Origin of the sequence: Streptomyces sp. NPDC020681, assembly GCF_044334895.1 — a bacterium.
In the GTDB taxonomy this organism is placed as follows: domain Bacteria; phylum Actinomycetota; class Actinomycetes; order Streptomycetales; family Streptomycetaceae; genus Streptomyces.
Genome location: NZ_JBIRTX010000044.1, coordinates 1 through 24,005, shown reverse-complemented (window position 1 = coordinate 24,005; position 24,005 = coordinate 1). Strand labels below are relative to the sequence as shown.

The 24,005-nt window shown below is 71.0% G+C and carries 19 protein-coding genes; 14 read left to right on the top strand and 5 right to left on the bottom strand.

Annotated elements, in window-relative coordinates:
• A partial coding sequence (locus ACH4YL_RS39700) for a DAK2 domain-containing protein (RefSeq protein ID WP_398512403.1) occupies positions 1 to 1,290 on the top strand: 1,290 nt, incomplete at its 5' end.
• 58 nt (positions 1,291 to 1,348) lie between these two features.
• On the opposite strand, the gene ACH4YL_RS39695 is transcribed toward ACH4YL_RS39700, so the two are convergent.
• Entirely contained in the window at positions 1,349 to 4,063 is a 2,715-nt protein-coding gene (locus ACH4YL_RS39695) for a tetratricopeptide repeat protein (protein WP_398512402.1), read from the bottom strand.
• A complete protein-coding gene (locus ACH4YL_RS39690; protein WP_398512401.1) occupies positions 4,060 to 5,916 on the bottom strand; it encodes an HSP90 family protein in 1,857 nt (618 codons plus the stop codon). The genes ACH4YL_RS39695 and ACH4YL_RS39690 overlap by 4 nt, the downstream gene beginning before the upstream one ends.
• Before the next feature lie 169 nt (positions 5,917 to 6,085).
• Here ACH4YL_RS39690 and recG point away from each other — a divergent pair, with 169 nt between their 5' ends.
• The 8 genes from recG (at position 6,086) to mutM (ending at position 13,565) form a co-directional block, all read left to right on the top strand.
• Entirely contained in the window at positions 6,086 to 8,287 is a 2,202-nt protein-coding gene (gene recG / locus ACH4YL_RS39685; protein ID WP_398512400.1) for an ATP-dependent DNA helicase RecG, read from the top strand.
• A 132-nt stretch (positions 8,288 to 8,419) separates the two neighbouring features.
• A complete protein-coding gene (gene rsmD / locus ACH4YL_RS39680) occupies positions 8,420 to 9,004 on the top strand; it encodes a 16S rRNA (guanine(966)-N(2))-methyltransferase RsmD (RefSeq protein ID WP_398512399.1) in 585 nt (194 codons plus the stop codon).
• Positions 9,005 to 9,030: 26 nt separating this feature from the next.
• Positions 9,031 to 9,510 carry a pantetheine-phosphate adenylyltransferase gene (gene coaD / locus ACH4YL_RS39675; RefSeq protein ID WP_398512405.1) on the top strand — a complete coding sequence of 160 codons (480 nt, stop codon included), beginning with the start codon at positions 9,031 to 9,033 and terminating at the stop codon, positions 9,508 to 9,510.
• Between the two features lie 95 nt (positions 9,511 to 9,605).
• Positions 9,606 to 10,667, top strand: a complete 1,062-nt coding sequence (locus tag ACH4YL_RS39670; protein ID WP_398512398.1) for an ATP synthase F0 subunit B — start codon at positions 9,606 to 9,608, stop codon at positions 10,665 to 10,667.
• Positions 10,668 to 10,813: 146 nt separating this feature from the next.
• Complete coding sequence (locus ACH4YL_RS39665; RefSeq protein WP_398512404.1) at positions 10,814 to 11,452, top strand: YceD family protein; 639 nt, start codon at positions 10,814 to 10,816, stop codon at positions 11,450 to 11,452.
• A gap of 2 nt (positions 11,453 to 11,454) precedes the next feature.
• Positions 11,455 to 11,628, top strand: coding sequence for a 50S ribosomal protein L32 (rpmF, locus tag ACH4YL_RS39660; RefSeq protein WP_026165248.1), 174 nt, complete (start codon positions 11,455 to 11,457; stop codon positions 11,626 to 11,628).
• A 19-nt stretch (positions 11,629 to 11,647) separates the two neighbouring features.
• Positions 11,648 to 12,574 (top strand): ribonuclease III, encoded by a 927-nt coding sequence (gene rnc / locus ACH4YL_RS39655; RefSeq protein ID WP_398512397.1) that lies wholly within the window; start codon positions 11,648 to 11,650, stop codon positions 12,572 to 12,574.
• A gap of 121 nt (positions 12,575 to 12,695) precedes the next feature.
• Complete coding sequence (gene mutM, locus ACH4YL_RS39650) at positions 12,696 to 13,565, top strand: bifunctional DNA-formamidopyrimidine glycosylase/DNA-(apurinic or apyrimidinic site) lyase (protein ID WP_398512396.1); 870 nt, start codon at positions 12,696 to 12,698, stop codon at positions 13,563 to 13,565.
• Here the strand turns inward: mutM and ACH4YL_RS39645 are convergent.
• Both ACH4YL_RS39645 and ACH4YL_RS39640 read right to left on the bottom strand, forming a co-directional pair.
• On the bottom strand, positions 13,529 to 13,924 hold the full coding sequence (locus tag ACH4YL_RS39645; RefSeq protein ID WP_398512395.1) for a winged helix-turn-helix transcriptional regulator: 396 nt from the start codon (positions 13,922 to 13,924) through the stop codon (positions 13,529 to 13,531). The two genes, mutM and ACH4YL_RS39645, sit on opposite strands and share 37 nt — an antisense overlap.
• Positions 13,925 to 13,990: 66 nt before the next feature.
• Positions 13,991 to 14,812: a CAP domain-containing protein gene (locus ACH4YL_RS39640; RefSeq protein ID WP_398512394.1), complete on the bottom strand. Its 822-nt coding sequence runs from the start codon at positions 14,810 to 14,812 to the stop codon at positions 13,991 to 13,993.
• Positions 14,813 to 14,951: 139 nt separating this feature from the next.
• Between ACH4YL_RS39640 and ACH4YL_RS39635 the strand changes: the two genes are divergently transcribed.
• From ACH4YL_RS39635 to ACH4YL_RS39620, 4 genes are all read left to right on the top strand, one after another.
• Positions 14,952 to 15,233: an acylphosphatase gene (locus tag ACH4YL_RS39635; protein ID WP_398512393.1), complete on the top strand. Its 282-nt coding sequence runs from the start codon at positions 14,952 to 14,954 to the stop codon at positions 15,231 to 15,233.
• Positions 15,234 to 15,623: 390 nt separating this feature from the next.
• Entirely contained in the window at positions 15,624 to 15,842 is a 219-nt protein-coding gene (locus ACH4YL_RS39630; RefSeq protein ID WP_398512392.1) for a hypothetical protein, read from the top strand.
• Between the two features lie 212 nt (positions 15,843 to 16,054).
• Positions 16,055 to 19,831: a chromosome segregation SMC family protein gene (locus ACH4YL_RS39625; protein WP_398512391.1), complete on the top strand. Its 3,777-nt coding sequence runs from the start codon at positions 16,055 to 16,057 to the stop codon at positions 19,829 to 19,831.
• Between the two features lie 208 nt (positions 19,832 to 20,039).
• Entirely contained in the window at positions 20,040 to 21,461 is a 1,422-nt protein-coding gene (locus ACH4YL_RS39620; protein ID WP_398512390.1) for a sugar porter family MFS transporter, read from the top strand.
• 39 nt (positions 21,462 to 21,500) lie between these two features.
• On the opposite strand, the gene ACH4YL_RS39615 is transcribed toward ACH4YL_RS39620, so the two are convergent.
• A complete protein-coding gene (locus ACH4YL_RS39615; RefSeq protein ID WP_398512389.1) occupies positions 21,501 to 22,472 on the bottom strand; it encodes an LLM class flavin-dependent oxidoreductase in 972 nt (323 codons plus the stop codon).
• Between the two features lie 174 nt (positions 22,473 to 22,646).
• On the opposite strand from ACH4YL_RS39615, the gene ftsY reads away from it, so the two are divergent.
• Positions 22,647 to 23,861 carry a signal recognition particle-docking protein FtsY gene (gene ftsY / locus ACH4YL_RS39610; RefSeq protein WP_398512388.1) on the top strand — a complete coding sequence of 405 codons (1,215 nt, stop codon included), beginning with the start codon at positions 22,647 to 22,649 and terminating at the stop codon, positions 23,859 to 23,861.
• Positions 23,862 to 24,005 lie beyond the last annotated feature (144 nt).

Here is a 24,005-nt window from a genome sequence, read left to right as displayed (position 1 = left end):
TGGCCGGGGCGGGCGGGCGCGCCCCCCCCCCGCGGGGGGGCGGGGGGGGGGCGCGCCCCCCCCGGGCGGGGGGGGCCCCCCCCCCCGGGGGCCCCCCCCCCCCCCCGGGGGGCCGCCCCCCCCCCCACGGCGGCGGAGGCCACGCCCGACGATGCGGCGCGTGCGGCGTACGAGGGGGCCAGGGCGGCCCTCGACGAGACTCCGGGACAGCTCGCCGTGCTCGGCCGCGCGGGCGTCGTGGACGCGGGCGGGCGCGGGCTGCTCGCCGTGCTGGGAGCGCTGGTGGGCGCGGTGTCCGGAGAGGCGCCGGTGGCTCCCGCACTGGCGCACGTACGGCCCGGCTCCGGTGCGTCCGCGACCGCGGAACCGTGTGCCGACGGAGGCCCGGCCTTCGAGGTGATCTACCTGCTGGAGGCGGACGACGAGGCGGTGACCCGGCTGCGGACCCGGCTCGACGGGCTGGGGGACTCGCTGGTCGTGGTCGGCGGCGACGGCCTGTGGAACGTGCATGTGCACGTCGACGACGCGGGCGCGGCGGTGGAGGCGGGCGTCGAGGCGGGCCGGCCGTACCGGATCCGCATCACGCACTTCGACACCGCGGCCGTCCCCGAGCGGGAGCAGGTGCAGCGGGCGGTCGTCGTGGTCGTCCCCGGCGAGGGACTGGCGGCCCTGTGCGCGGAGGCGGGCGCGACAACGGTGCTCGCCCGCCCCGGGGAGCCGCCCGCCAGCGGCGAACTGGTCGACGCGATCCGCCGGGCGCACGCCCGCGAGGTGGTTCTGCTGCCGAACTCCGCGGAGCTGCGCCACACCGCCGCGGCCGCGGCGGAACAGGCCCGCTCGGAGGGCGTACGCGTCGCCCTCATCCCCACCCGCGCGGCGGTCCAGGGCATCGCGGCGCTCGCCGTCCACGAGCCGGACCGGCGCTTCGACGAGGACGTCGTGGCGATGACGGCGGCGGCGGGCGCGACGCGCCATGCCGAACTGGCCGTCGCGGAACGGCAGTCGTGGACGACGGCGGGCATCTGCCAGGCCGGTGACGTGCTGGGCCTGATCGACGGCGACGTCGCGGTGATCGGCACGGACCTGACGACGACGGCGCAAACGGTCCTGGACAGGATGCTCTCGGCGGGCGGGGAGCTGGTGACACTGGTCCTCGGCGAGGACGTCCCGGACGCGGCTTCCGTGGCGGCGAGCCTGGAACGCCACGTCCGGGAACGGCACTTGGCGGTGGACACCCTGACGTACGAGGGCGGACGGGGTTCCACACCGCTGCTGATCGGCGTGGAGTAGGGGCCCTTCCCGTGACCGGAGGTGTGCGCCCCGGTCACGGGAAACCGGCGAGTGGGGCCTACGCCTCGCCCTCGTCCGCGATCAGTTCCGCCGTCTGCCGCTGCGTGTCCGTCAGTTCCTCCCGCAGCCGCTCCTGCGCCTCTGGGTCCGCCACGGAAGCGAGGGCCTTCTCGCACTCGGCCGCCGCCGACGCCATCAGCTCCCGCGCCGCCTCAGGGCCCGCCTGCCCGTCCCGTACCGCGATCCACGCCCGAACCCGCAGCGTCCGCACCAGCGCGTGGACGTCGCCGAGGTCGCGCCAGAGCTCACCGGACCGGCGATAGGCCAGCTCCGCCTCGGAGTTGAGGTCGGCGCGGTACAGCGCCTGGCCCGCCAGATTCGCGAGCATCGCGTGGTCCTGCTGCTCGGGCCAGCCGCGTGCGATGTCCGCGGCCTTCAGCCAGTGCTCTGCCGCGGTGCGCGGCTCGTACAGCACCGTCATGCAGTCGCCGAGCCACCACAGGGTCTGGACGATCATGCCCTCGCCGTGCTCGTCGGCCTTGAGGTCGGGCAGTACGGCCTCCAGGACCGCCGCGCTCTCCTCGGTCCGGCCGAGCTCCAGCAGGAACCCGCCGAGCCGGTGCCGTGCGTACGCGCCGGTGCCCGCGCTCTCGCCCGCCTCGTCCGCCCAGTGCGCCGCCTCCAGCGCATGCTCGGCCGCTTCGGCGGTCTTCCCGCTGTCGGCGAGCGATTCGACGAGCTGGAGGTGGAGCCGGGACAGGCCGCCGGGCGCGGCGAACTCGCGGGCGTGCTCCAGGGCGGCCCGGGACGCGCGTTCCGCCGTCTCCAGGTCGCCGAGGTGGCGGCTGACACCGGCGAGCTGGGACTCGGCCTCGACCGCGTACCAGGGCCGGCCGGCCGAGATGTACGCATCGGCGGCCCGGGCGTACATCTCGGCGGCCTGCTCCGCGCTGCCGCGGTATCCGACGATGTCGCCCAGGAAGCCGAGCGCCTCACCGACCGCGATGCCGACCCCGCCGACCCCGCCGTCCGCGCCGTCCGCGCCGTCCGTGCGGTCCGCGCCGTCCTTGGCGGCGCGGTGCGGCTCGGCGAAGTCCAGCAGTTCGCGTACGGACTCCTCCAGCGCGGCGACCGCCGCGTCCGTGTCCTCCGCCTGGTGGACCCGGTCGTTGAGGATCCGGGCCCGGCACAGCAGGACCCGGCTGACCTGGCGTGCGGTGGCCGCGCCGTCGGCGTGCAGCGCGAGCACCTCGTCGCGGGCCCCGGCCAGTTCGGCGAGCGCCTCGGCGGAGCGCTCCTCGAAGTGCTCGCCGGCGTCGATGCAGAGCGCGTAGGCGGCCCGGGCGCGCGCGGCCACGGCATGTCCGGCCTCGCCCACCGACTCGTACCGCTCGGCGGCCGAGCGGAACAGCACCATGGCCTCGGCGGCCGGCACCCGGCGGTCCATGGCCCGGTGCTCGTCGATCTCGCCGAGGTCGTGCGCGTCGAGCTGCACGCCGTCGCGGCCGGCGGCCCGTGCGACGGCCGCCCAGGCTTCGAGGGCGTCCGGCCGCTGGGCGTCGGAGAGCCGCCGGGCCTCGGCGAGCAGCGAGCCGAGATCGGCGGCGGTCTCGACAGCGGCAGCCTTGGCAGCCGCGGCCTTCGCGGCCGTACCCGCCGCGGGTCGGGCCGGCCGGAGTCCGAGCGGCAGCCGGTCCAACAGCGGTTCGCGGTCCATGCGCTCGCGGGTGGTGTCGCTCGTGCGGGAGTTGCCGTTGCGCTCGTCGAAGCGGGCGGCGAGCGCCAGCGCCTCCTTCCGTGCGTGCGCGGCCAGTTCGGCGGCGGTCCAGCTGCGGCCGCCGGGACCGGCGAGGCTCTGGTCGCCGTGGCCCAGTGCGGTGAGCCGGTCGGTCAGCAGCGCGGTCACCGCCAGGAAGTCCAGCAGCGTGTTCGGATCGCCGGTGTCGGTGAAGTAGGCGGGTCGCTCGGCGAGTATCTCCAGGCCGCGCGCCTCGTTGCCGGTCAGCGCGCAGAACTCCACATGGTCGGCGACGGCGTCACGCATGCTGTCCTGCGACCGCACGAGGCGGTAGCCGCGCAGATGGTTCGCCCGTGCCTCGTCCGTACGGCCCAGACGCAGCAGCGGCAGCAGCGAGGAGCCGAGCACCGAATCGGGTTCCTGCGCACACACGAACTCGCCCTCGATGACCGGGCGCCAGGCATCCAGCGCCTGGTCGTCGCCGCCGGCGCGGGCCTGCCAGGCGCCCTGGGCGTGCAGTTCGCAGGCCCGGCAGTCGCTCTTGTCGTCGCGGTCCGCCGCCTGCCAGGCCGCGTACGCGCGCTCGCCGCGCTCCATGTCGCCGAGATGCAGCGCGATCCGCAGCTCGCTCTGGCGCACCGCCCGCTCGGAGTGGCCCGCCAGCCGGTAGCGGCGCTCCATCTCGGTCTGCCACTTCTCGATGGAGGCAAGCGGGATGTGGGGCTGGTCGATCATGCCGCTGGAGACCCACTTGAACATCCAGAACAGCGTGTGCACCTGCCGGCCGTCGAAGTCTCCCGGCCGCTCGTCCCACATGCGCAGTATCCGCGCGAAGGGGACGAACATCTTGTCCGCCTCGGCGCTGTAGTTGTAGATCTGCATCAGGTGGTTGAGGCCGTCGATGACCAGAGCGGTGTCGCCGAGCTGCTCGATCTCGGCGAAGATGCGCTCCGCGCGGGCATTGCGCGCGGCCCCTTCCGGCTCGGCGAAGTTCTCCCGTATCGCCTGGCGCAGGGACGTGGTGTCAAGGCTCATCGGCCGTTCTCCTGGTCATGGGTGGCCCACTCGAGCAGGCCGATGAAGGCTCTGTTGAGGAGCGCCGAGTCGGCGGGGCGCAGCGGGCGCTGGGCCATCAGCAGGGCCTGCCCGTAGAGCGCCTCGGTCGCCGTCCCGGCGAGCTCCTTGTCGTCGAGTGAACTGATCCTGCGGATCAGCGGGTTGAGGTGGTTGAGCACCAGCCGGGCCCTCGCTGCGGTGCCGCGCAGCGACCCGAGGATGCCCGCCCACAAGTCGTCGGCCTGGTCCTCGGCCTCCGCGCGGGCCTGTTCGTGGCGGGCCGCGCGGTCGTCGAGATGCAGCGCGGGCACGGTCAGCGGGTGGAAGGCGCGCAGCGCCACGTCGCAGCCCAGCGGATCGAGCTTGGCGCGGGCGGCGGCCAGGAATCCGGCCAGTGCCAGTTCCTCGGCCGGGTCGACGGAGTCGAGATGCGCGGTGACGGTGTCGGAGTCGAGCTCGGCGACCGCCGTACCTGGCCGGACCGACGGAAGCCGCTCGACCAGCTCGGTGTCGTACGTGTAGCCGCCGTTGACGACTCCGATGCCCTGCGCCGACGCGATCGGCGCGACCTGCCGGAACTCCTCCACGGTGCGGGTGAAGTGCACGACCGGATGCCGCAGCGCGAACTCCTCCAGCGAGAGCTGACCGTCGGTCGTCTCGAACGGCAGCCACGGCAGCATCGTGCGCAGCATGTCCGAGTCGTGCCGGGCCAGCGACTTCACGCCGAGGTGGTGGACCGAGAGAAACAGCGCGAGCCGCTCCGGATCGCCCGCGGCAAGACCGGTGAGCCACTCCCTGATGCGTACGCCGAGCGCTTCCCGTACGGCAGCCAGCGTCTCGTCCGCGTACAGCGACTCGCGCGACGCGGTGGGCCGCAGCGAGTCAGTGTCGATGACGCAGCGTACGAAGAAGGCCCAGTCCGGCAGGAGTTCATCGGCACGGTCGGTGAGCAGCATGCCCTTCAGATGGACCCGGTGACCCGCGCGCTGCGCCGGGCTGACGGCGGACGGCAGGACGTACGCCACCCCGCGCACCCCGGCGACCGGCAGATTCAGATCGATCGAGTCGAGCGGAGTGAAGCCGAACAGCTCGTGGCAGTGGCGTGCGAGTGCCACCCGGCGGAGTGCGGGGTTCGGATACGAACGGTCCCAAGGGGAGGGCAGCTCGGTGACGGCCGTGTCCCCGACCCGTACGTCGTACGGCAGCAGCGAGCCGAAGTCCCGGGCCAGCGCGAGGACCCGCTCCTCGGCGAGCCAGTCGCCGCTGCCGGGCCTGGCGGTCAGCTGCACGGTCGTCCCGGGCTCGGGCCGGGCGCTGTCCGGCAGCGTGCGCACGGTGTACGAACCGTCGTCGCGCGCCGCCCACTCCACGGGCGGGGCGTCAGGCGTACGGGCAGACCTGCTGACCACCCGGATCTCCGCGGCGACAACGAAACAGGCCAGCAGCCCGATGCCGAACTGGCCGAGGAACTCCGAGCGTGCCGACTCCAGGCCGTCGCGCTTGGAGCTGCGGCCGATGGTCGCCAGCAGGCTGTGCACGTCCTGTTCGGTCAGGCCGATGCCGGAGTCCTCGACACGCAGCCTGCCGTCCGCGGCGTACAGCCGGACCTGGGCGGGCGCGCCGGACTGTTCGGCGCGGCGGGCCGTGATCGCGTCGACGGCGTTCTGCAGCAGCTCGCGCAGATAGACCTTGGGGCTCGAATAGAGGTGGTGGGAGAGAAGGTCCACCAGGCCGCGCAGGTCGACCTGGAAGGTATGAGGTGTGGACTCGGAAGTCGCGGAGGTCGTGGACGCCGCGGAAGTCGCGGAGGGCTCAGAAGTCTCAGAAGTCATCGTCGCAGCGCCGGTGGGGGGACGGGCGACGGCGCGGGTCGGGCGATCCCGTTCGACGGTGATCGCGGCGTGGGAGTGCGGGGAGACCGCGCCATCCTAGGGGTCACGGCACCGTCGCGACCAGCGGATATCCACGGGTACGTGACGTCTGTCAGCGGTGTGGTGTGCAATGGATCGCGTGCCTGTGCTCGACGAACCACTGAAGAAGACACTCGGCGCCGCCACCGCGAAGGTGCTGGCCGAGCAGCTCGACCTGCATACCGTCGGTGATCTGCTGCATCACTACCCGCGGCGGTACGAGGAGCGGGGCCAGCTCACCCGGCTGTCCGAGCTGCCGCTCGACGAGGACGTCACCGTGGTGGCGCAGGTCGCCGACGCCCGGGTGCACACCTTCAACGGCGGCCGGGGCCAGCGCCTGGAGATCAACATCACCGACGGCAGCGGCCGGCTCCAGCTCGTCTTCTTCGGGCGCGGGATCCACAAGCCGCACAAGGAGCTGCTGCCCGGCAGCCGGGCGATGTTCGCCGGCAAGGTCTCGGTCTTCAACCGCAAGCTCCAGCTCACCCACCCCACGTACGCCAAGCTCGGCGCGGACAGCGGCGACTCCTCCGCCGACATCGAGTCCTGGGCCGGCGCACTCATCCCGATCTACCCCGCGTGCAAGGGCCTGGAGTCCTGGAAGATCGCCAAGGCGGTCGACGCGGTGCTGCCCAGCGCGCAGGACGCCGTCGACCCACTGCCGCCCGCCCTGCGCGACGGCCGCGGATTCGTCTCGCTGCCCGAGGCGCTGCTCAAGGTCCACCGGCCGCAGACCAAGGACGACATCGAGGACGCGCGGCAGCGGCTGAAGTGGGACGAGGCGTTCGTACTCCAGGTGGCGCTGGCCCGCCGGCGGTTCGCCGACGCCCAACTGCCCGCCGTGGCCCGCAGACCGACGCCCGGCGGGCTGCTCGACGCCTTCGACGCCAAGCTGCCGTTCACGCTCACCGAAGGCCAGCTCAAGGTCACCAAGGAGATCTTCGACGACCTGGCGACCGAGCACCCGATGCACCGCCTGCTCCAGGGCGAGGTCGGCTCCGGCAAGACGCTCGTGGCACTGCGGGCGATGCTCACCGTCGTGGACGCCGGCGGCCAGGCGGCGATGCTCGCGCCGACCGAGGTTCTCGCGCAGCAGCACCACCGCTCCGTCGTCGAGATGATGGGCGAGCTCGCCGAGGGAGGCATGCTCGGCGGAGCCGAACAGGGCACGAAGGTCGTGCTGTTGACCGGTTCGATGGGCGTGGCCGCGCGCCGCCAGGCGCTGCTCGACCTGGTCACCGGCGAGGCGGGCATCGTGATCGGCACGCACGCGCTGATCGAGGACAAGGTCCAGTTCCACGATCTCGGTCTGGTCGTCGTCGACGAGCAGCACCGCTTCGGCGTGGAGCAGCGCGACGCGCTGCGGTCCAAGGGCAAGCAGCCGCCGCATCTGCTGGTCATGACCGCCACGCCCATCCCTCGCACAGTCGCGATGACGGTCTTCGGAGACCTGGAGACCTCGATCCTCGACCAACTGCCCGCCGGGCGTTCGCCGATCGCCAGCCATGTGGTGCCTGCCGCGGACAAGCCGCACTTCCTGGCGCGCGCCTGGGAGCGGGTCCGCGAGGAGGTCGAGAAGGGCCATCAGGCGTATGTCGTCTGTCCGCGCATCGGCGATTCGATGGACGAGGCCGCCGAGAAGCCGAAGAAGAAGTCGGCCGAGGACGAGGCGGAGAAGCGGCCGCCGCTCGCCGTGATCGACATCGCCGAGCAGCTGGTACGGGGCACGCTGAGCGGGCTGCGCGTCGAGGTGCTGCACGGCCGGATGCAGCCCGACGACAAGGACGATGTGATGCGCCGCTTCGCCGCCGGCGATGTGGACGTCCTGGTCGCCACCACCGTCATCGAGGTCGGCGTCAATGTCCCGAACGCCACCGCGATGGTGATCATGGACGCGGACCGCTTCGGCGTCTCACAGCTGCACCAGCTGCGCGGCCGGGTCGGCCGGGGTTCGGCGCCCGGGCTGTGTCTGCTGGTCACCGAGATGCCGGAGGCGACCCCGGCCCGGGCCCGGCTCGGCGCGGTCGCCGCCACGCTCGACGGCTTCGAGCTCTCCCGTATCGACCTTGAACAGCGCCGCGAGGGCGATGTCCTCGGCCAGGCCCAGTCCGGGGTGCGCTCCTCGCTGCGGATGCTCACCGTCATCGAGGACGAGGAGGTCATCGCGGCGGCCCGCGAGGAGGCGGTCGCGGTGGTCTCGGCGGACCCGGAGCTGGAGGGGTATCCCGAGCTGCGCACCGCGCTGGACGCGCTGCTGGACAAGGAGCGCGAGCAGTACCTCGAGAAGGGCTGAGCCGGGGCCCGGCAGGCAGGGCGGGCCGCCCCGACGGTCCGATTCCCGGCCGACGGCCTATCGTTTAAGCACGTCCAGGCATGTCCAGGCACGTCCGCCCACATCCGCCTCTCCCGAAGGACTCAGACGCAGATGACCCGCGTGATTGCCGGTGCGGCCGGCGGACGCCGGCTCGCCGTCCCGCCCGGCACCGGCACCCGCCCCACGTCCGACCGCGCACGCGAGGGGCTGTTCTCCAGCTGGCAGTCGCTCCTCGGCACGCTGACCGGCGTCCGCGTGGCCGATCTGTACGCGGGCTCCGGGGCCGTCGGCCTGGAGGCGCTGTCCCGCGGCGCGTCCCACGCACTGCTCGTCGAGGCCGACAGCCGGGCCGCCCGCGTCGTCCGGGAGAACGTCCGCGCGCTCGGGCTGCCCGGTGCCGAGGTCCGTACCGGCAAAGCGGAACAGATCGTGACAGGTCCGGCGCCCGACGAGCCGTACGACGTGGTCTTCCTGGACCCGCCGTACGACGTCACCGACGATGATCTTCGGGAGATTCTGCTCACACTCCGCTCTCAGGGCTGGCTCGCGGGCGATGCTCTCGCCACCGTGGAGCGCAGCACCAGAGGCGGCGAATTCATCTGGCCGGAGGGCTTCGAGCCACTGCGGGCCCGTCGTTACGGCGAGGGCACGCTTTGGTACGGTCGCGCCGCCTCTACGTGCGAAGACGCACCATGACCGGACCGGAGAGCGAGGGACTTCAGTTGCGCCGCGCAGTCTGTCCGGGGTCGTTCGACCCCATCACCAACGGACACCTCGACATCATCGGCCGCGCCTCCAAGCTGTACGACGTCGTATACGTCGCGGTGATGATCAACCAGTCCAAGCAGGGCCTGTTCACCGTGGAAGAGCGGATGGACCTGATCCGCCAGGTCACCGGCGAGTACGGGAACGTCGTGGTGGAGTCCCACCACGGCCTGCTCGTCGACTTCTGCAAGCAGCGCGACATCCCGGCCATCGTCAAGGGCCTGCGCGCGGTCAGCGACTTCGACTACGAGCTCCAGATGGCCCAGATGAACAACGGCCTCTCCGGCGTCGAGACCCTCTTCGTCCCGACCAACCCCACCTACAGCTTCCTTTCCTCCAGCCTCGTCAAAGAAGTGGCGGCCTGGGGCGGAGATGTCTCCCACCTGCTGCCTCCCGTCGTCCACGAGGCGCTCACCCGGCGTCTCGCCGAGCGATGACGAGCTGACAGTCCGTCACCCGGTGTCGGACCGGAGCCGACTGCCCGTACAGTCGTCCCGTCCGTCTCATATCAGGCAGAGAGTGGCGAACCACGGTGGACGTCCAGAAGAAGCTCGACGAGATCGTCGAGGCGGTCGGCAACGCCCGGTCCATGCCCATGTCGGCCTCCTGCGTGGTCAACCGCGCCGAGCTGCTCGCCATGCTGGAGGAAGTCCGCGAGGCGCTGCCCGGCTCGCTGGCCCAGGCCCAGGAGCTGATCGGCGGCCGTGAGCAGATGGTCGCGCAGGCCCGCCAGGAGGCCGAGCGGATCATCGAGAGCGCCCACGCCGAGCGCGGCTCGCTGATCTCGGACACCCAGGTCGCCCGCCAGTCGCAGGACGAGGCGGACCGCATCCTCACCGAGGCCCGCCGGGACGCCGAGGAGATCCGTGCCGAGGCCGACGACTACGTCGACTCCAAGCTCGCCAACTTCGAGGTCGTCCTCACCAAGACCATCGGCTCCGTCGACCGCGGCCGCGAGAAGCTCCTCGGCCGCGGCCCGGGCCTGGACGAGCAGGGGTACGCCGACGAGGACGCCCCGGAGTACAGCGCCGACCCCGGCACCCTGATCCAGCGGGCCGACGACTACGTGGACGCCAAGCTCGGCGCCTTCGAGGCCGTCCTGTCCAAGACCCTGGAGGCGGTCGGCCGCGGCCGGCTGAAGCTGCACGGCCGGACCACCAGCGACGCCCTCGGCGAGCACATGGCCGCCCAGGACGCGGCGGGCGCCCAGCAGCACGGCAGCGACTCCGACTATCTGGCCGGTCTCGCGGAGCTGGCCGAGCCGCAGCCCCAGCCGCAGCAGGTCCAGCAGCACCAGTACCAGCCGGTGGCCGAGCAGCAGCCGCACATCCCGGCCCAGGTTCCGCAGCAGGACCCGTACGCCTACCAGGCTCAGGACGCGTACGCGGGCTACCAGCAGCAGGATCCGTACGCCGCGTACCAGCAGCAGGGCTACGACCAGCAGCAGTACGCCCAGCAGGATCCGTACGCCTACCAGCAGCCGCAGGTCCCGCAGCAGCCGCAGCAGCAGACGGCCGCCCTCGACGAGACCAGCCTCTTCGACACCAGCATGATCGACCTCGAACAGCTGCGCCGGTACGAACAAGGGCGCTGAGCCGCCGCCGGGAATCACCGGATTGGGTCTACGGCGGCCCGTCCAGTATCCTGGCTCTTCGGTCGCGCGTAGTTTCGCGATCTCGGCTGCCCGCATTCCTCCGGAACCGGTGCGGCCCTCCCCACGATCCGAAAGCAGGAAAAGCCCTGAGCACGCGCCTCGACCACCGCAACCCCCTCGTGTTCGACACACACGAGCTGGGGCGGCGTCCTGGTGCCCTCCAGCGGCTGACCCGCTCGGTTGATGCCCCCAAGGACTTCGGTATCGAAGGGGTCATCGGTGTGCCGGAAGGCGCGCCCGTAGAGCTGGAGCTCCGCCTGGAGTCGGTCATGGAAGGTGTGCTTGTCACAGGCACCGCCCGTGCGACGGCCGAGGGGGAGTGCGTAAGGTGTCTGGAGCCGCTGGGCCAAGAGGTCGCGGCGGACTTCCAGGAGATGTTCACGTACCCCGACGCCGATGACCGGGGCCGCAGTCGCACTGCGGAGCCGGTCGACGACGCCGAGGACGAGGACAGGCTCTTTCTCGAGGACGGCCTGTTCGACCTCGAGTCCGTGCTGCGTGACGCGGTGGTGCTCGCACTGCCGATGCAGCCGGTGTGCCGGGAGACCTGTGCCGGTCTGTGCCCCCAGTGCGGGATCAGGCTGGACGAGAACCCTGACCACAACCACGACGCCCTCGACATTCGTTGGGCGGCACTGCAAGGACTCGCCGAGACCATTCAGGACGGCGAGAAGGACAACATGGGCGGCGCCGAAGCGGGCGTCGACGAGAAGCAGGAGAAGTAGCCGTGGCTGTTCCGAAGCGGAAGATGTCGCGCAGCAACACGCGCCACCGCCGGTCGCAGTGGAAGGCTGCGGTCCCCACCCTGGTTTCGTGTGAGCGTTGCCAGGAGCCGAAGCAGCAGCACATCGCGTGCCCGAGCTGCGGCACCTACAACAAGCGCCAGGTCCTCGAGGTCTGAGCGGCTGGTGAGAGGCCCGATGTCTGAGCTGTCCAATGCCAAGAAGCAGGCAGACACAGTAAACGCAGTCAACGCAGCCTCGTCCCACACGCTTCTGGAAGGGCGGCTCGGGTATCACCTCGAGTCCGCCCTTCTGGTGCGTGCGCTGACCCACCGCTCGTACGCGTACGAGAACGGCGGGCTGCCCACCAACGAGCGGCTCGAATTCCTCGGGGATTCGGTGCTCGGCCTGGTGGTCACCGACACGCTGTACCGCACCCACCCCGACCTGCCCGAAGGCCAGCTGGCCAAGCTGCGGGCCGCGGTGGTCAATTCTCGTGCGCTGGCGGAGGTCGGCCGTGGGCTCGACCTGGGCTCCTTCATCCGGCTCGGCCGGGGCGAAGAGGGCACGGGCGGCCGGGACAAGGCGTCCATCCTCGCCGACACCCTTGAAGCGGTGATCGGCGCTGTCTATCTCGACCAGGGTCTCGAAGCGGCATCGCACCTGGTGCACAAGCTCTTCGACCCGCTGATCGAGAAGTCCTCGAATCTCGGCGCAGGCCTGGACTGGAAGACCAGCCTCCAGGAACTCACCGCGGCCGAGGGCCTCGGAGTGCCGGAGTATCTCGTCACCGAGACGGGTCCGGACCACGAGAAGACCTTCACTGCTGCCGCCCGCGTCGGTGGTGTCTCGTACGGCACCGGCACCGGCCGCAGCAAGAAGGAAGCGGAGCAGCAGGCGGCGGAGTCCGCGTGGCGGGAGATCCGTACCGCCGCGGACGAGCGCGCGACCGCGGAGAAGATCGCCGCGGAGCAGGCTGCCATCACCGCGAAGGCAGCCGCCGATGCGGCGACCGAAGCGGCGACCGAAGCGGAGGACGCAGTGACCGACGCGTCCGAAGCATCCGACGAAGAGGCCGCCGACACCCCTTCGTCCTCGGAACCGGCGGACCGGGCCTCGGCCTGAGTCCACGCACCGCTTTCGACCGTGAGGCCCCCGCTCCCAGGAGCGCGGGGCCTCACGGTTTTCGGCACCGGACGGAGCGGTACGCTGCGGGCGTCACCATGAGCTTTCCCGAAGGAGCCCCGTGCCCGAGCTGCCCGAGGTCGAGGTCGTACGTCGCGGACTCCAGAGCTGGGTCAGTGGCCGTACGATCGCCGAGGTGCAGGTCCTGCACCCGCGAGCCGTCCGCCGCCATCTCGCCGGCGCGCAGGACTTCGCGGCCCGGCTGAAGGGCCACAGCGTGGGCATCGCCCGCCGCCGCGGCAAGTACCTCTGGCTGCCGCTGGCGGACACGGACACCTCGATCCTCGGACATCTGGGCATGAGCGGTCAGCTGCTCGTGCAGCCCGAGGGCGCCACGGACGAGAAGCATCTGCGCATCCGCGTCCGTTTCGACGACTCGATCGGCAGCGAGCTCCGCTTTGTCGACCAGCGCACCTTCGGCGGGCTTTCGCTGCACGACAACACTCCCGACGGCCTGCCGGACGTCATCGCGCACATCGCCCGCGACCCGCTCGACCCGGCCTTCGACGACGACGCCTTTCACACCGCGCTGCGGCTGCGGCGTACGACGGTCAAACGAGCGCTGCTCGACCAGTCACTGATCAGCGGCGTCGGCAATATCTACGCGGACGAGGCGCTGTGGCGCGCAAAGCTCCACTACGAGCGGCCGACGGCGACACTGCCGCGTCCCCGCGCGGTCGAACTGCTCGGCCACGTACGGGATGTGATGAACGCTGCGCTGGCCGTCGGCGGCACCAGCTTTGACAGCCTGTATGTGAACGTGAACGGCGAATCAGGCTATTTCGAGCGGTCGTTGGACGCGTACGGGCGGGAGGACGAGCCCTGCCGGCGCTGCGGCACGCCGATGCGCCGCCGCGCCTGGATGAACCGTTCCAGCTACTACTGTCCGCGCTGTCAGCGAGCGCCGAGACCCTCGCGCGTCTCGTCGTAACGCTCGCGCGCCGCGAGGACTTCGGGCATCCGGCCCTCGACGAGCCGGATCAGACCGAGCAGCCGCTCGGCCACGGCGTGCCCGAGCGGGGTGAGTTCGTAGTCGACCCGCGGGGGATTGGTGGGCTGCGCCTCCCGGTGCACGAGACCGTCGCGCTCCAGCGCGTGCAGCGTCTGGGAGAGCATTTTCTCGCTCACGCCATCGACCCGCCGCCGCAGCTCATTGAAGCGGAGGGACTCCTCGTGCAGCGCTCCGATCGTGAGGCTGCCCCAGCGTCCTGTCACATGCTCGAGCGTGCCGCGCGAGGGGCACTGCTTCGAGAACACGTCGAAAACGCCGAGAGGGTGGCCGTCGTCCATGACGGCCACCCTACTCCGGCACAGCGCTTTCGATCAGAAAGCGCTGCGGGAATGCTTACCGACGGCTCAGAAGCCGAAGTCCTGCGTCCACCACGGGCCACCGTTGCCCAGGTGCACACCGACGCCGAGCGTCTTGTAGTCGCAGTTGAGAATGTTTGCGCGGTGACCGTCGCTGTTCATCCAGGAGTTCATCACCGCTGCCGCGTCGGCCTGGCCGCGGGCGATGTTCTCGCCGCCGAGGCCCTGCAGGCCCACCTGGTCGGCGCGGTCCCACGGAGTGTCCCCGTCGGGGTCGGTGTGGTCGAAGAAGCCACGCTGCGCCATGTCGGCGCTGAAGTCTCCGGCCAGCGCCGCAAGACCCGGGTCACGCGTCACCGGTGAGCAGCCGATCTTCGCGCGCTCCTTGTTGACCAGGCCCAGCACCTCGGCCTCGGCGGCACTCGAGGCGGAGACCACGGGGGCCTTGGTGCGCTCGGCGCGGTCTGGGGCACGCGACTCGGTACGGACCGGCGCCGGGGCTTCCTTCTTCTTCTCCGGCTTGGCCTCAGGCGCCTTCGTCTGCTTCGACGGCGTGGCCTTCGGCTTGGTCGGCGTGGGAGAAGGAGTCTTCGACGGTGCCTGCGGGCGCTGCGGGGTCTGACTCACCGGCGCCGAGGCCTCGCTCGTCGGCGTGGCGCTCGCGTCACCCTGGGTCTGCAGCTTCGCCGACCCCTCGGTGCGTACCTGTGTGCCGGGGGAGCTCTCCCCGCCGACGTTGAAGGTGTCGCCGCCCGGCAGCAGGCCGGATGCGACGGCCACGGCGCCTACGGCCATGGCTGCGGAGGCGCCAAGCAGCCCGGTGCGTACGGGCCTGCCCGCGCGCTTGGCGGTGCGACGATGGCGTCCCATCTGCTGTGCCTTCCTCGTCTTCGACGGCTAAACATAAACCGGCTCACCCAATCGGGTGAGTCTTATTCCGACCGGACTGTACGCCATGACGCGTGGGGGCGAAGTGCTCCGTGAGCAATTGGCCGGTTACCTTGCAGCCATGAACGACATTGCACGGCTCACTGCCTGGGTACGCGGGCGAGTACAAGGAGTGGGCTTCCGCTGGTTCACCAGGGCAAACGCACTGGAGATCGGAGAGCTGACGGGCTTTGCCGTCAATCTCGACGACGGCAGGGTGCAGGTTGTGGCAGAGGGCCCACGTGAGAATTGCCACCGTCTACTGGAATGGCTGCGCTCCGACGACACACCCGGCAGGGTCGACGGAGTCACTGAGATCTGGGACACCCCGCGCGGCGGCTACGACGGATTCGCGATCCGCTGACGGCGGCCGGCTCTCCCGGCCTGCGGAGGTGCCGGAAGACCTGCCTCCGGCACCTGCCTCCGGCAGAAACAGCCTGGTGGTTGCCAAGAAGGGCTCGCCATGCCAGGCTGCGCGGTTAAGGATGATCTCCACGCCCCCCGGGCCCCGGAGAAGAGGCTCCGCCGCAGGTTTCGCGGCCGTATGCCCCCGGGTTTGCCCTTGATACGGGGCGTGATCGTGTTGACCGTCAAACTTTTTGGTGAGACTCTGGAAGCCCCGCGCACCTTAGCTGTTTGGCAGTAAGAACCGCAGCGATATCAGCAGTAACAAGCACTGCCGAACACCGCGGGTGCGAATCCCTCACGACCCACACCGCTTCGGTCGGTCACTCAGTGTGGAGGACCATCCATCATGGCAAAGGCGCTTCTCGGTTACGTCGGCGGTTCCGATCCGCGACTCCTCGCCGAGATGCGACGGCTGCAGCAGCGCGTCCAGGACCTCGAATCCGAGCTTGTACGGATCCAGTCCGAGAACGACGCGCTGAATGCCGCTGTCGCCAAGCACCCTGGAGAGTCGTTGCTTGACGGCATCGACATCGACGTACCCCACGCGGAACCCGCGCTCACCTGAGCTCGGAGTTCGCTGGGGATTCATCGAGCAAGACATGCAAGGGACGCTTCGGCGTCCCTTCTTTCTTTCCCCCATGACTTCCTGCGACTTACAGTCCTTGTCTTACCGTCTGATGTGCCCTGCACCTTCATCGGTGAAACCGTTCCCCTGCGGCAGGCCGGACCCGACATGTTCCGGCGGTCCGCGCGAAGCGAGAGGTAGAGTCCGGCTGCGTGCACCTCAAGGCCATGACCCTGCGCGGGTTCAAATCCTTCGCCTCCGCCACGACGCTGCGGTTCGAGCCCGGCATCACGTGTGTTGTGGGGCCCAACGGCTCCGGCAAGTCCAATGTGGTGGACGCGTTGTCCTGGGTCATGGGCGAGCAGGGGGCCAAGTCGCTGCGCGGCGGCAAGATGGAGGACGTCATCTTCGCAGGGACGACCGGCCGGCCGCCGCTCGGCCGGGCCGAAGTCTCCCTCACGATCGACAACTCCGACGGCGCGCTGCCCATCGACTACGCCGAAGTCACCATCACGCGGATCATGTTCCGCAACGGCGGCAGTGAGTACCAGATCAATGGCGACACGTGTCGCCTGCTGGACATCCAGGAGTTGCTGTCCGACTCCGGCATCGGCCGCGAGATGCATGTCATCGTCGGCCAGGGCCAGCTCGACTCCGTGCTGCACGCCGATCCGATGGGCCGGCGGGCCTTCATCGAGGAGGCCGCGGGTGTGCTCAAGCACCGCAAGCGCAAGGAGAAGGCGCTGCGGAAGCTGGACGCGATGCAGGCGAATCTCGCGCGCGTACAGGACCTCACCGACGAACTCCGCCGCCAGCTCAAGCCGCTGGGACGGCAGGCCGCCGTCGCCCGGCGGGCCGCCGTCATCCAGGCCGATCTGCGCGACGCCCGGCTGCGGCTGCTCGCCGACGATCTCGTACGCCTGAGGGAAGCGCTGAACGCCGAGGTCGCCGACGAGGCCGCGCTCAAGGAACGCAAGGACGCCGCCGAGGCCGCGCTCAAGGCCGCACTGTCGCGTGAGGCGGAGCTGGAGGACGAGGTGCGCCGGCTCGCGCCGCGGCTGCAGCGGGCCCAGCAGACCTGGTACGAACTGTCGCAGCTCGCCGAGCGGGTGCGCGGCACGATCTCGCTCGCCGACGCGCGGGTGAAGAGCGCGACCGCGCAGCCCGCGGAGGAGCGGCGCGGCCGTGACCCCGAGGACATGGAGCGGGAGGCCGCCAGGATCCGCGAGCAGGAGGCGGAGCTGGAGGCCGCGCTGGAGGCGGCCGAGCGGGCGCTGGAGGACACCGTCGCGCACCGCGCCGAGCTGGAGCGCGAGCTCGTGGTCGAGGAACGGCGGCTCAAGGACGTCGCACGGGCCATCGCCGACCGGCGCGAGGGCCTCGCCCGGCTCAACGGACAGGTCAACGCGGCCCGTTCGCGAGCGGGCTCGGCCCAGGCGGAGATCGACCGGCTGGCCGCCGCACGCGACGAGGCGCAGGAGCGGGCCGTCGCCGCGCAGGAGGAGTACGAGGAGCTCAAGGCCGAGGTCGACGGCCTGGACGCCGACGACTCGGCGCTCGGCGAGCAGCATGACGCGGCGAAGCGGTCGCTGGCCGAGGCGGAGGCGGAACTGAGCACCGCCCGCGAGGATCTCGCCACGGCGGAACGTGGCCGCGCCGCGGTGGCCGCCCGCCGCGAGGCGCTCGCTCTGGGCCTGCGCCGCAAGGACGGCACGGGCGCGCTGTTGAGTGCACGGGACCGTTTGGGCGGTCTGCTGGGTCCGGCGGCGGAGCTGCTGTCGGTGACACCCGGGTACGAGATCGCCGTGGCGGCCGCGCTGGGAGCGGCGGCCGACGCGATCGCGGTGACGGACCCGGGCACGGCGGCGGACGCGATCCGCCTCCTGCGCAAACAGGACGCGGGCCGGGCGGCGTTGCTGCTGGGCCGGGTGCCGCTGCCGGAACAGGGCGGCAGTCGCACCGAGTCCGGCGGGCTCCAGGAGCCGGACGGTTCCGCACTGGCGGGCCGGGGGCCCGATGGGCGCGAGACGTCGGCCGGCTTCGGCCGGCCGGCCGCGGTGCCCGGGCAGGGCTCCGGCCCGGCGGGCGAAGTTCCCGGTGACGGGCCGCACCAAGGGGACGGCGCCGTCCCGGCGGGCACCGCGCCCGAGAGCCACCACTCACGCGCTGTCGGCGTGGCCGACGGGTTTCCGCCGGCTGTCGCCGACCTGGTGCGCGGGCCCGGCGAGCTCATGGGAGCCGTACGGCGGTTGGTGCGGGACATGGTCGTCGTCGGGACGCTGGAGGACGCCGAGGATCTTCTCGCCGCGCGGCCCGAGCTGACCGCCGTCACCGCCGAGGGCGATGTGCTCGGATCGCACTTCGCGCACGGCGGCTCCGCCGGAGCGCCCAGTCTGCTGGAGGTCCAGGCCTCCGTCGACGAGGCGGCCGCCGAGCTGGAGGAGCTGGCCGCCCGGTGCGAGGTGCTGGCCGGGACGCAGCGGGGGGCCGCCGCGCGGCGCGCCGAGTGTGCCGCGCTCGTCGAGGAGTTGGGGGAGCGCAGGCGGGCCGCGGACCGGGAGAAGTCCGCGGTGTCGGGCCGGCTCGGGCGGCTTTCCGGGCAGGCGCGCGGCGCCGCGGACGAGGCCGCGCGGACCGCGGCGGCCGTCGCGAGAGCGCAGGAGGCGCTGGAGCGGGCGCGCGAGGAGGCGGAGGAGCTGGCCGAGCGGCTGCTCGTCGCCGAGGAGAGCCCGGTCGAGGAGGAGCCCGACACGCACGTACGGGACCGGCTCGCCGCCGACGGCGCCAACGCACGGCAGACGGAGATGGAGGCCCGCCTTCAGGTCCGTACGCACGAGGAGCGCGTGAAGGGGCTCGCGGGCCGCGCGGACGCACTCGACCGGGGCGCGCGCGCCGAGCGCGAGGCGCGGTCGCGTGCCGAGGAGCGGCGCGCCCGGCTGCGGCACGAGGCCGAGGTCGCCGCGGCCGTGGCCGGCGGCGCCCGCCAACTGCTGGCCCATGTCGAGGTCTCGCTGGTGCGGGCCGAGGCCGAGCGGGTGGCGGCCGAGGCGGCGAAGGCCGAGCGTGAGCAAGACCTGACCGCCGCCCGGAACGAGGGCCGCGACCTCAAGGGCGAGCTCGACAAACTCACTGATTCGGTGCACCGCGGCGAGGTACTCGGGGCGGAGAAGCGGCTGCGGATCGAGCAGTTGGAGACCAAGGCTCTGGAGGAGCTCGGCGTCGAACCGGCCGGGCTGGTCGCGGAGTACGGGCCCGACCAGCTGGTTCCGCCGTCACCGCCCGCCGAGGGAGAGGAACTGCCCGATGACCCGGAGCATCCGCGGAACCTGCCGAAACCTTTCGCACGCGGCGAGCAGGAGAAGCGCCTCAAGTCTGCCGAACGGGCGTACCAGCAGCTCGGAAAGGTGAATCCGCTGGCTCTGGAGGAGTTCGCGGCCCTGGAGGAGCGGCACAAGTTCCTCTCCGAGCAGCTTGAAGACCTGAAGAAGACCAGGGCCGACCTGCTGCAGGTGGTCAAGGAGGTCGACGAGCGCGTCGAGCAGGTCTTCACCGAGGCGTACCGGGACACGGCCCGCGAGTTCGAGGGTGTCTTCTCGCGGCTCTTCCCGGGCGGCGAGGGCCGGCTGATTCTGACGGATCCCGACAACATGCTCACCACGGGCGTGGATGTCGAGGCCCGGCCGCCCGGCAAGAAGGTGAAGCGGCTCTCGCTGCTGTCGGGCGGTGAGCGCTCGCTGACGGCCGTCGCCATGCTGGTGTCGATCTTCAAGGCCAGGCCGAGCCCGTTCTATGTGATGGACGAGGTCGAGGCGGCGCTCGACGACACCAACCTCCAGCGACTGATCCGGATCATGCAGGAGCTCCAGGAGTCCTCGCAGCTGATCGTGATCACGCACCAGAAGCGGACGATGGAGGTCGCCGACGCGCTGTACGGCGTGTCCATGCAGGGTGACGGAGTCTCCAAGGTCATCAGCCAGCGCCTCCGCTGACACTCCTTCAGTTCTTCAATTCTTGAACTCAAACTGTGATCCCTGTCGCCCTTCCAGGTTCTGGATCACCACTTGACTTCGAAACTTGAACGAATAGTCTCTGCAACGTTGCTTTTACCTTCAAGTGGTGAGCAGCGGGTACCTGTGCGCCACTTGAAGGGCTCGCCCCCACGCCCGGCGACGCTGCCGGACGGCCCCAGGAGTACACGTGACCAGCACTGAGCAGCCGCCACCGGCATCGGGCGCCCCAGAAGCCCATCCCGAACACCTCGGCCATGTCATCTTCATCACGGCCGCGGCCGCGATGGGCGGCTTCCTCTTCGGTTACGACAGCTCGGTCATCAACGGCGCGGTCGAGGCCATCCGGGACCGCTACGACATCGGCTCCGGCACGCTCGCCCAGGTCATCGCCATCGCCCTGATCGGCTGTGCCATCGGCGCCGCCACCGCGGGCCGGATCGCCGACCGCATCGGCCGTATCCGCTGTATGCAGATCGCGGCCGTGCTGTTCACCATCAGCGCCGTCGGCTCGGCTCTGCCCTTCTCCCTCCTGGACCTCGCCTTCTGGCGCATCGTCGGCGGCTTCGCCATCGGCATGGCCTCCGTCATCGGCCCCGCCTATATCGCCGAGGTCTCGCCGCCCGCGTACCGCGGCCGCCTCGCCTCGTTCCAGCAGGCCGCGATCGTCATCGGCATCGCCGTCTCCCAGCTGGTCAACTACGGCATCCTGCAGCTCGCCGACGGTGAGCAGCGCGGCGAGATCGGCGGGCTCGAGGCCTGGCAGTGGATGCTCGGCGTGATGGTCGTGCCGGCCGTTGTGTACGGACTTTTGTCCTTCGTGATTCCCGAGTCGCCGCGCTTTCTGATCTCCGTCGGCAAGGTCGACCGGGCGAAGGAGGTCCTCTCCGAGGTCGAGGGCGAGCACATCGATCTGGACGCGCGCGTCGCCGAGATCGACCACGCGATGCGCAGCGAGCACAAGTCGACCTTCAAGGACCTGCTGGGCAGCCGCTTCAACTTCCTGCCCATCGTCTGGGTCGGTATCGGGCTCTCGGTCTTCCAGCAGCTCGTCGGCATCAACGTCGCGTTCTACTACTCCTCGACGCTGTGGCAGTCCGTCGGCATCGACCCGGCCGGCTCGTTCTTCTACTCGTTCACCACGTCGATCATCAACATCATCGGCACCGTGATCGCGATGGTCTTCGTGGACAGGATCGGCCGCCGCCCGCTCGCCCTGATCGGTTCCACCGGCATGGCGATCGCGCTGGGCTTCGAGGCCTGGGCCTTCTCGGCCGATCTCGTCGACGGCAAGCTGCCCACCACCCAGGGCGTGGTCGCCCTGGTCGCCGCCCATGTCTTCGTGCTCTTCTTCGCCCTCTCGTGGGGCGTGGTGGTCTGGGTCTTCCTCGGCGAGATGTTCCCGAACCGGATCCGCGCGGCGGCCCTCGGCGTCGCGGCGTCCGCGCAGTGGATCGCCAACTGGGCCATCACCGCGAGCTTCCCGAGCCTGGCGGACTGGAACCTCTCGGGCACGTACGTCATCTACACATTCTTCGCCCTGCTCTCGATCCCCTTCGTGCTCTTGTTCGTTAAGGAGACCAAGGGCAAGGCGTTGGAGGAGATGGGCTAACTCCCCGCTGCCCCTCTCCTCATCACGTACTGCCCCGGCTCACCCAGCGAGCCGGGGCAGTACGTGTTCGCACAGCAGCTGAAGGCTGCGCCAGCCCTCGTCGACCGGCATGCCGCCGCACAGCGGATGCAGCACGAGGCTGTCGGTGCCCAGTGCCACGCACTCGTCCGGCGTGACGATCCGGTACACGCCCTCGGCACGCAGCTCTTCGACGGTGGTGGCCGTCGAGCGCACCGCCGAGCGGATGTCCTTCGACTGCCAGGAGGCGTACATCCGCGCCTCGTGCAGGAAGTGTTTCCCGTACTCGGCCCAGGCGCGGTCCGGGTCTTCGGAGACATGCAGGAGCGGCGTCTTCTCGGCGGGCATCATGGTCCAGCCCTCGGTGCCGTACTCGGCGAGCCTGTCCTGGTAGTACGCCTCCAACTCCGGCAGATGCGCGCTCGGGAAGAACGGCAGCCCGAGGCGGGCGGCGCGGCGGGCCGCTGCCCGCGACGAGCCGCCGACGAGCAGCGTCGGGTGCGGCTGGGTGTAGGGGCGCGGAGTGACCCGCACCGTACGGCCCTCGTACGTGAAGGGCTCGCCCGACCACGCCTTGAGGAGTGTCTCCAGAAGCAGGTCCTGGATCTTGCCGCGCCTGCCCCAGTCGACCCCGTGGGCCTCGTACTCCTCCGGCCGGTAGCCGATGCCCGCGACCGTGACCAGCCGGCCCTTGCCGATCAGATCGAGCACGGCGATGTCCTCGGCCAGCCGCAGCGGGTCGTAGAGCGGGCCGATGATCGCGGAGACGGTGACCGCGATACGGCTCGTCGCGCCGAGTACCGCCCCGGCGAAGACGAAGGGGGAGGGCAGCCAGTTGTTGTGGGCGCCGTGGTGCTCCTCGGTCTGGATGGTGTCGATGCCGCGGTCGTCGGCGTACGCGGCCATCTCCAGTGCGGCGCGATAGCGGGCCGCGAGGGTCTCGGGCGTCGCCTCGGGTTCGACGAGGTTGAAGCGGGCGACTGTGAAGGCCATGGGAAGGTCCCCTCCGCCGGATACGGGGCTGGATGCGGTCCTGGATGCGTCCTGGATACGGGCCTGGCGAAGGAGGACGGTAGCTGACGCTGTGTCAGATGGACAGGGGCGCGGCCGCGGCTTCTGCGGCGGCTGGGACCTCGGGAGGAGGGGGTCACGCATACTGGACGGGTTATGGAACTCGTCATCATCCTTGCCGTAGTCATCGCCCTGGTCGCGGTCGGCGCGATCAGCGGGCTCGTGGTCAGCAGCCGCAAGAAGAAGCAGCTGCCGCCATCGGCGCCGCCGAGCACGCCGACCATCACCGCTCCGCCCGCCGAGCCGCACATCGGCGACGAGGCGGAGACGCCGCGGGAAGAGCCACGCCGCACCATCGAGGAGGTAGACCTCCCCGACGCCGCGGCCTCCGTTGCCGTCGATGAGCCGGTCGTCGCCGAGCCGGCGGCACCCGCGATCGAGATCCCCGAACCGACGGCCGGCCGGCTGATCCGGCTGCGCGCCCGGCTCGCCCGCTCCCAGAACACGCTCGGCAAGGGGCTGCTCACGCTGCTGTCCCGCGAGCACCTCGACGAGGAGACCTGGGAGGAGATCGAGGACACGCTGCTCACCGCGGACGTCGGCGTCGCGCCGACCCAGGAGCTGGTGGAGCGGCTGCGTGAGCATGTGAAGGTGCTCGGCACCCGTACGCCGGAGGGCCTGCGGGCCCTGCTGCGTGAGGAACTGCTGAAGCTCGTCGGCACCGACTTCGACCGCGCCGTCAAGACCGAGAGCGGCCTGGACACGCCCGGCGTCGTGATGGTCGTCGGAGTCAACGGCACCGGCAAGACCACCACCACCGGCAAGCTCGCCCGGGTGCTCGTCGCGGACGGCCGCTCGGTCGTGCTCGGCGCGGCGGACACCTTCCGGGCGGCGGCCGCGGACCAGCTCCAGACCTGGGGCGAGCGGGTCGGCGCGCGCACGGTGCGCGGGCCCGAGGCCGGTGACCCGGCGTCGGTCGCGTTCGACGCGGTCAAGGAAGGCATCGCCGAGGGCGCGGACGTCGTGCTCATCGACACGGCCGGCCGGCTGCACACGAAGACGGGCCTGATGGACGAGCTCGGCAAGGTGAAGCGGGTCGTCGAGAAGCACGGGCCGCTGGACGAGATCCTGCTGGTCCTGGACGCCACGACCGGCCAGAACGGACTGGTGCAGGCGCGCGTCTTCGCGGAGGTCGTGGACATCACCGGCATCGTGCTGACCAAGCTCGACGGCACGGCCAAGGGCGGCATCGTCGTCGCGGTCCAGCGCGAACTGGGCGTACCGGTGAAGCTGGTGGGCCTCGGTGAGGGTCCGGACGATCTGGCGCCGTTCGAGCCGGAGGCGTTCGTCGACGCGCTGATCGGGGAGTAGTCGATCGGGAGTGGCGGTCCGGTGGGGGGGGGGGGGGCGCCCCGCCCCCCCCCCCCCCCGGGGGGGGGCCCCCCCCCCCGCCCCCCCCCCCGCGCCGCCCCCCCCCCCCCGCCCGCCCCCCGCACGCGGGGGGGCGGCGGACCC

What these genes read in the sequence shown, in the direction of transcription:
- ACH4YL_RS39695 (WP_398512402.1), bottom strand. Translation starts at nt 4,063, where the DNA reads ATGAGCCTTGACACCACGTCCCTGCGCCAGGCGATACGGGAGAACTTC.
- ACH4YL_RS39690 (WP_398512401.1), bottom strand. Translation starts at nt 5,916, where the DNA reads ATGACTTCTGAGACTTCTGAGCCCTCCGCGACTTCCGCGGCGTCCACG.
- recG (WP_398512400.1), top strand. Translation starts at nt 6,086, where the DNA reads ATGGATCGCGTGCCTGTGCTCGACGAACCACTGAAGAAGACACTCGGC.
- rsmD (WP_398512399.1), top strand. Translation starts at nt 8,420, where the DNA reads ATGACCCGCGTGATTGCCGGTGCGGCCGGCGGACGCCGGCTCGCCGTC.
- rnc (WP_398512397.1), top strand. Translation starts at nt 11,648, where the DNA reads ATGTCTGAGCTGTCCAATGCCAAGAAGCAGGCAGACACAGTAAACGCA.
- ACH4YL_RS39645 (WP_398512395.1), bottom strand. Translation starts at nt 13,924, where the DNA reads ATGGACGACGGCCACCCTCTCGGCGTTTTCGACGTGTTCTCGAAGCAG.
- ACH4YL_RS39640 (WP_398512394.1), bottom strand. Translation starts at nt 14,812, where the DNA reads ATGGGACGCCATCGTCGCACCGCCAAGCGCGCGGGCAGGCCCGTACGC.
- ACH4YL_RS39635 (WP_398512393.1), top strand. Translation starts at nt 14,952, where the DNA reads ATGAACGACATTGCACGGCTCACTGCCTGGGTACGCGGGCGAGTACAA.
- ACH4YL_RS39630 (WP_398512392.1), top strand. Translation starts at nt 15,624, where the DNA reads ATGGCAAAGGCGCTTCTCGGTTACGTCGGCGGTTCCGATCCGCGACTC.
- ACH4YL_RS39615 (WP_398512389.1), bottom strand. Translation starts at nt 22,472, where the DNA reads ATGGCCTTCACAGTCGCCCGCTTCAACCTCGTCGAACCCGAGGCGACG.
- ftsY (WP_398512388.1), top strand. Translation starts at nt 22,647, where the DNA reads ATGGAACTCGTCATCATCCTTGCCGTAGTCATCGCCCTGGTCGCGGTC.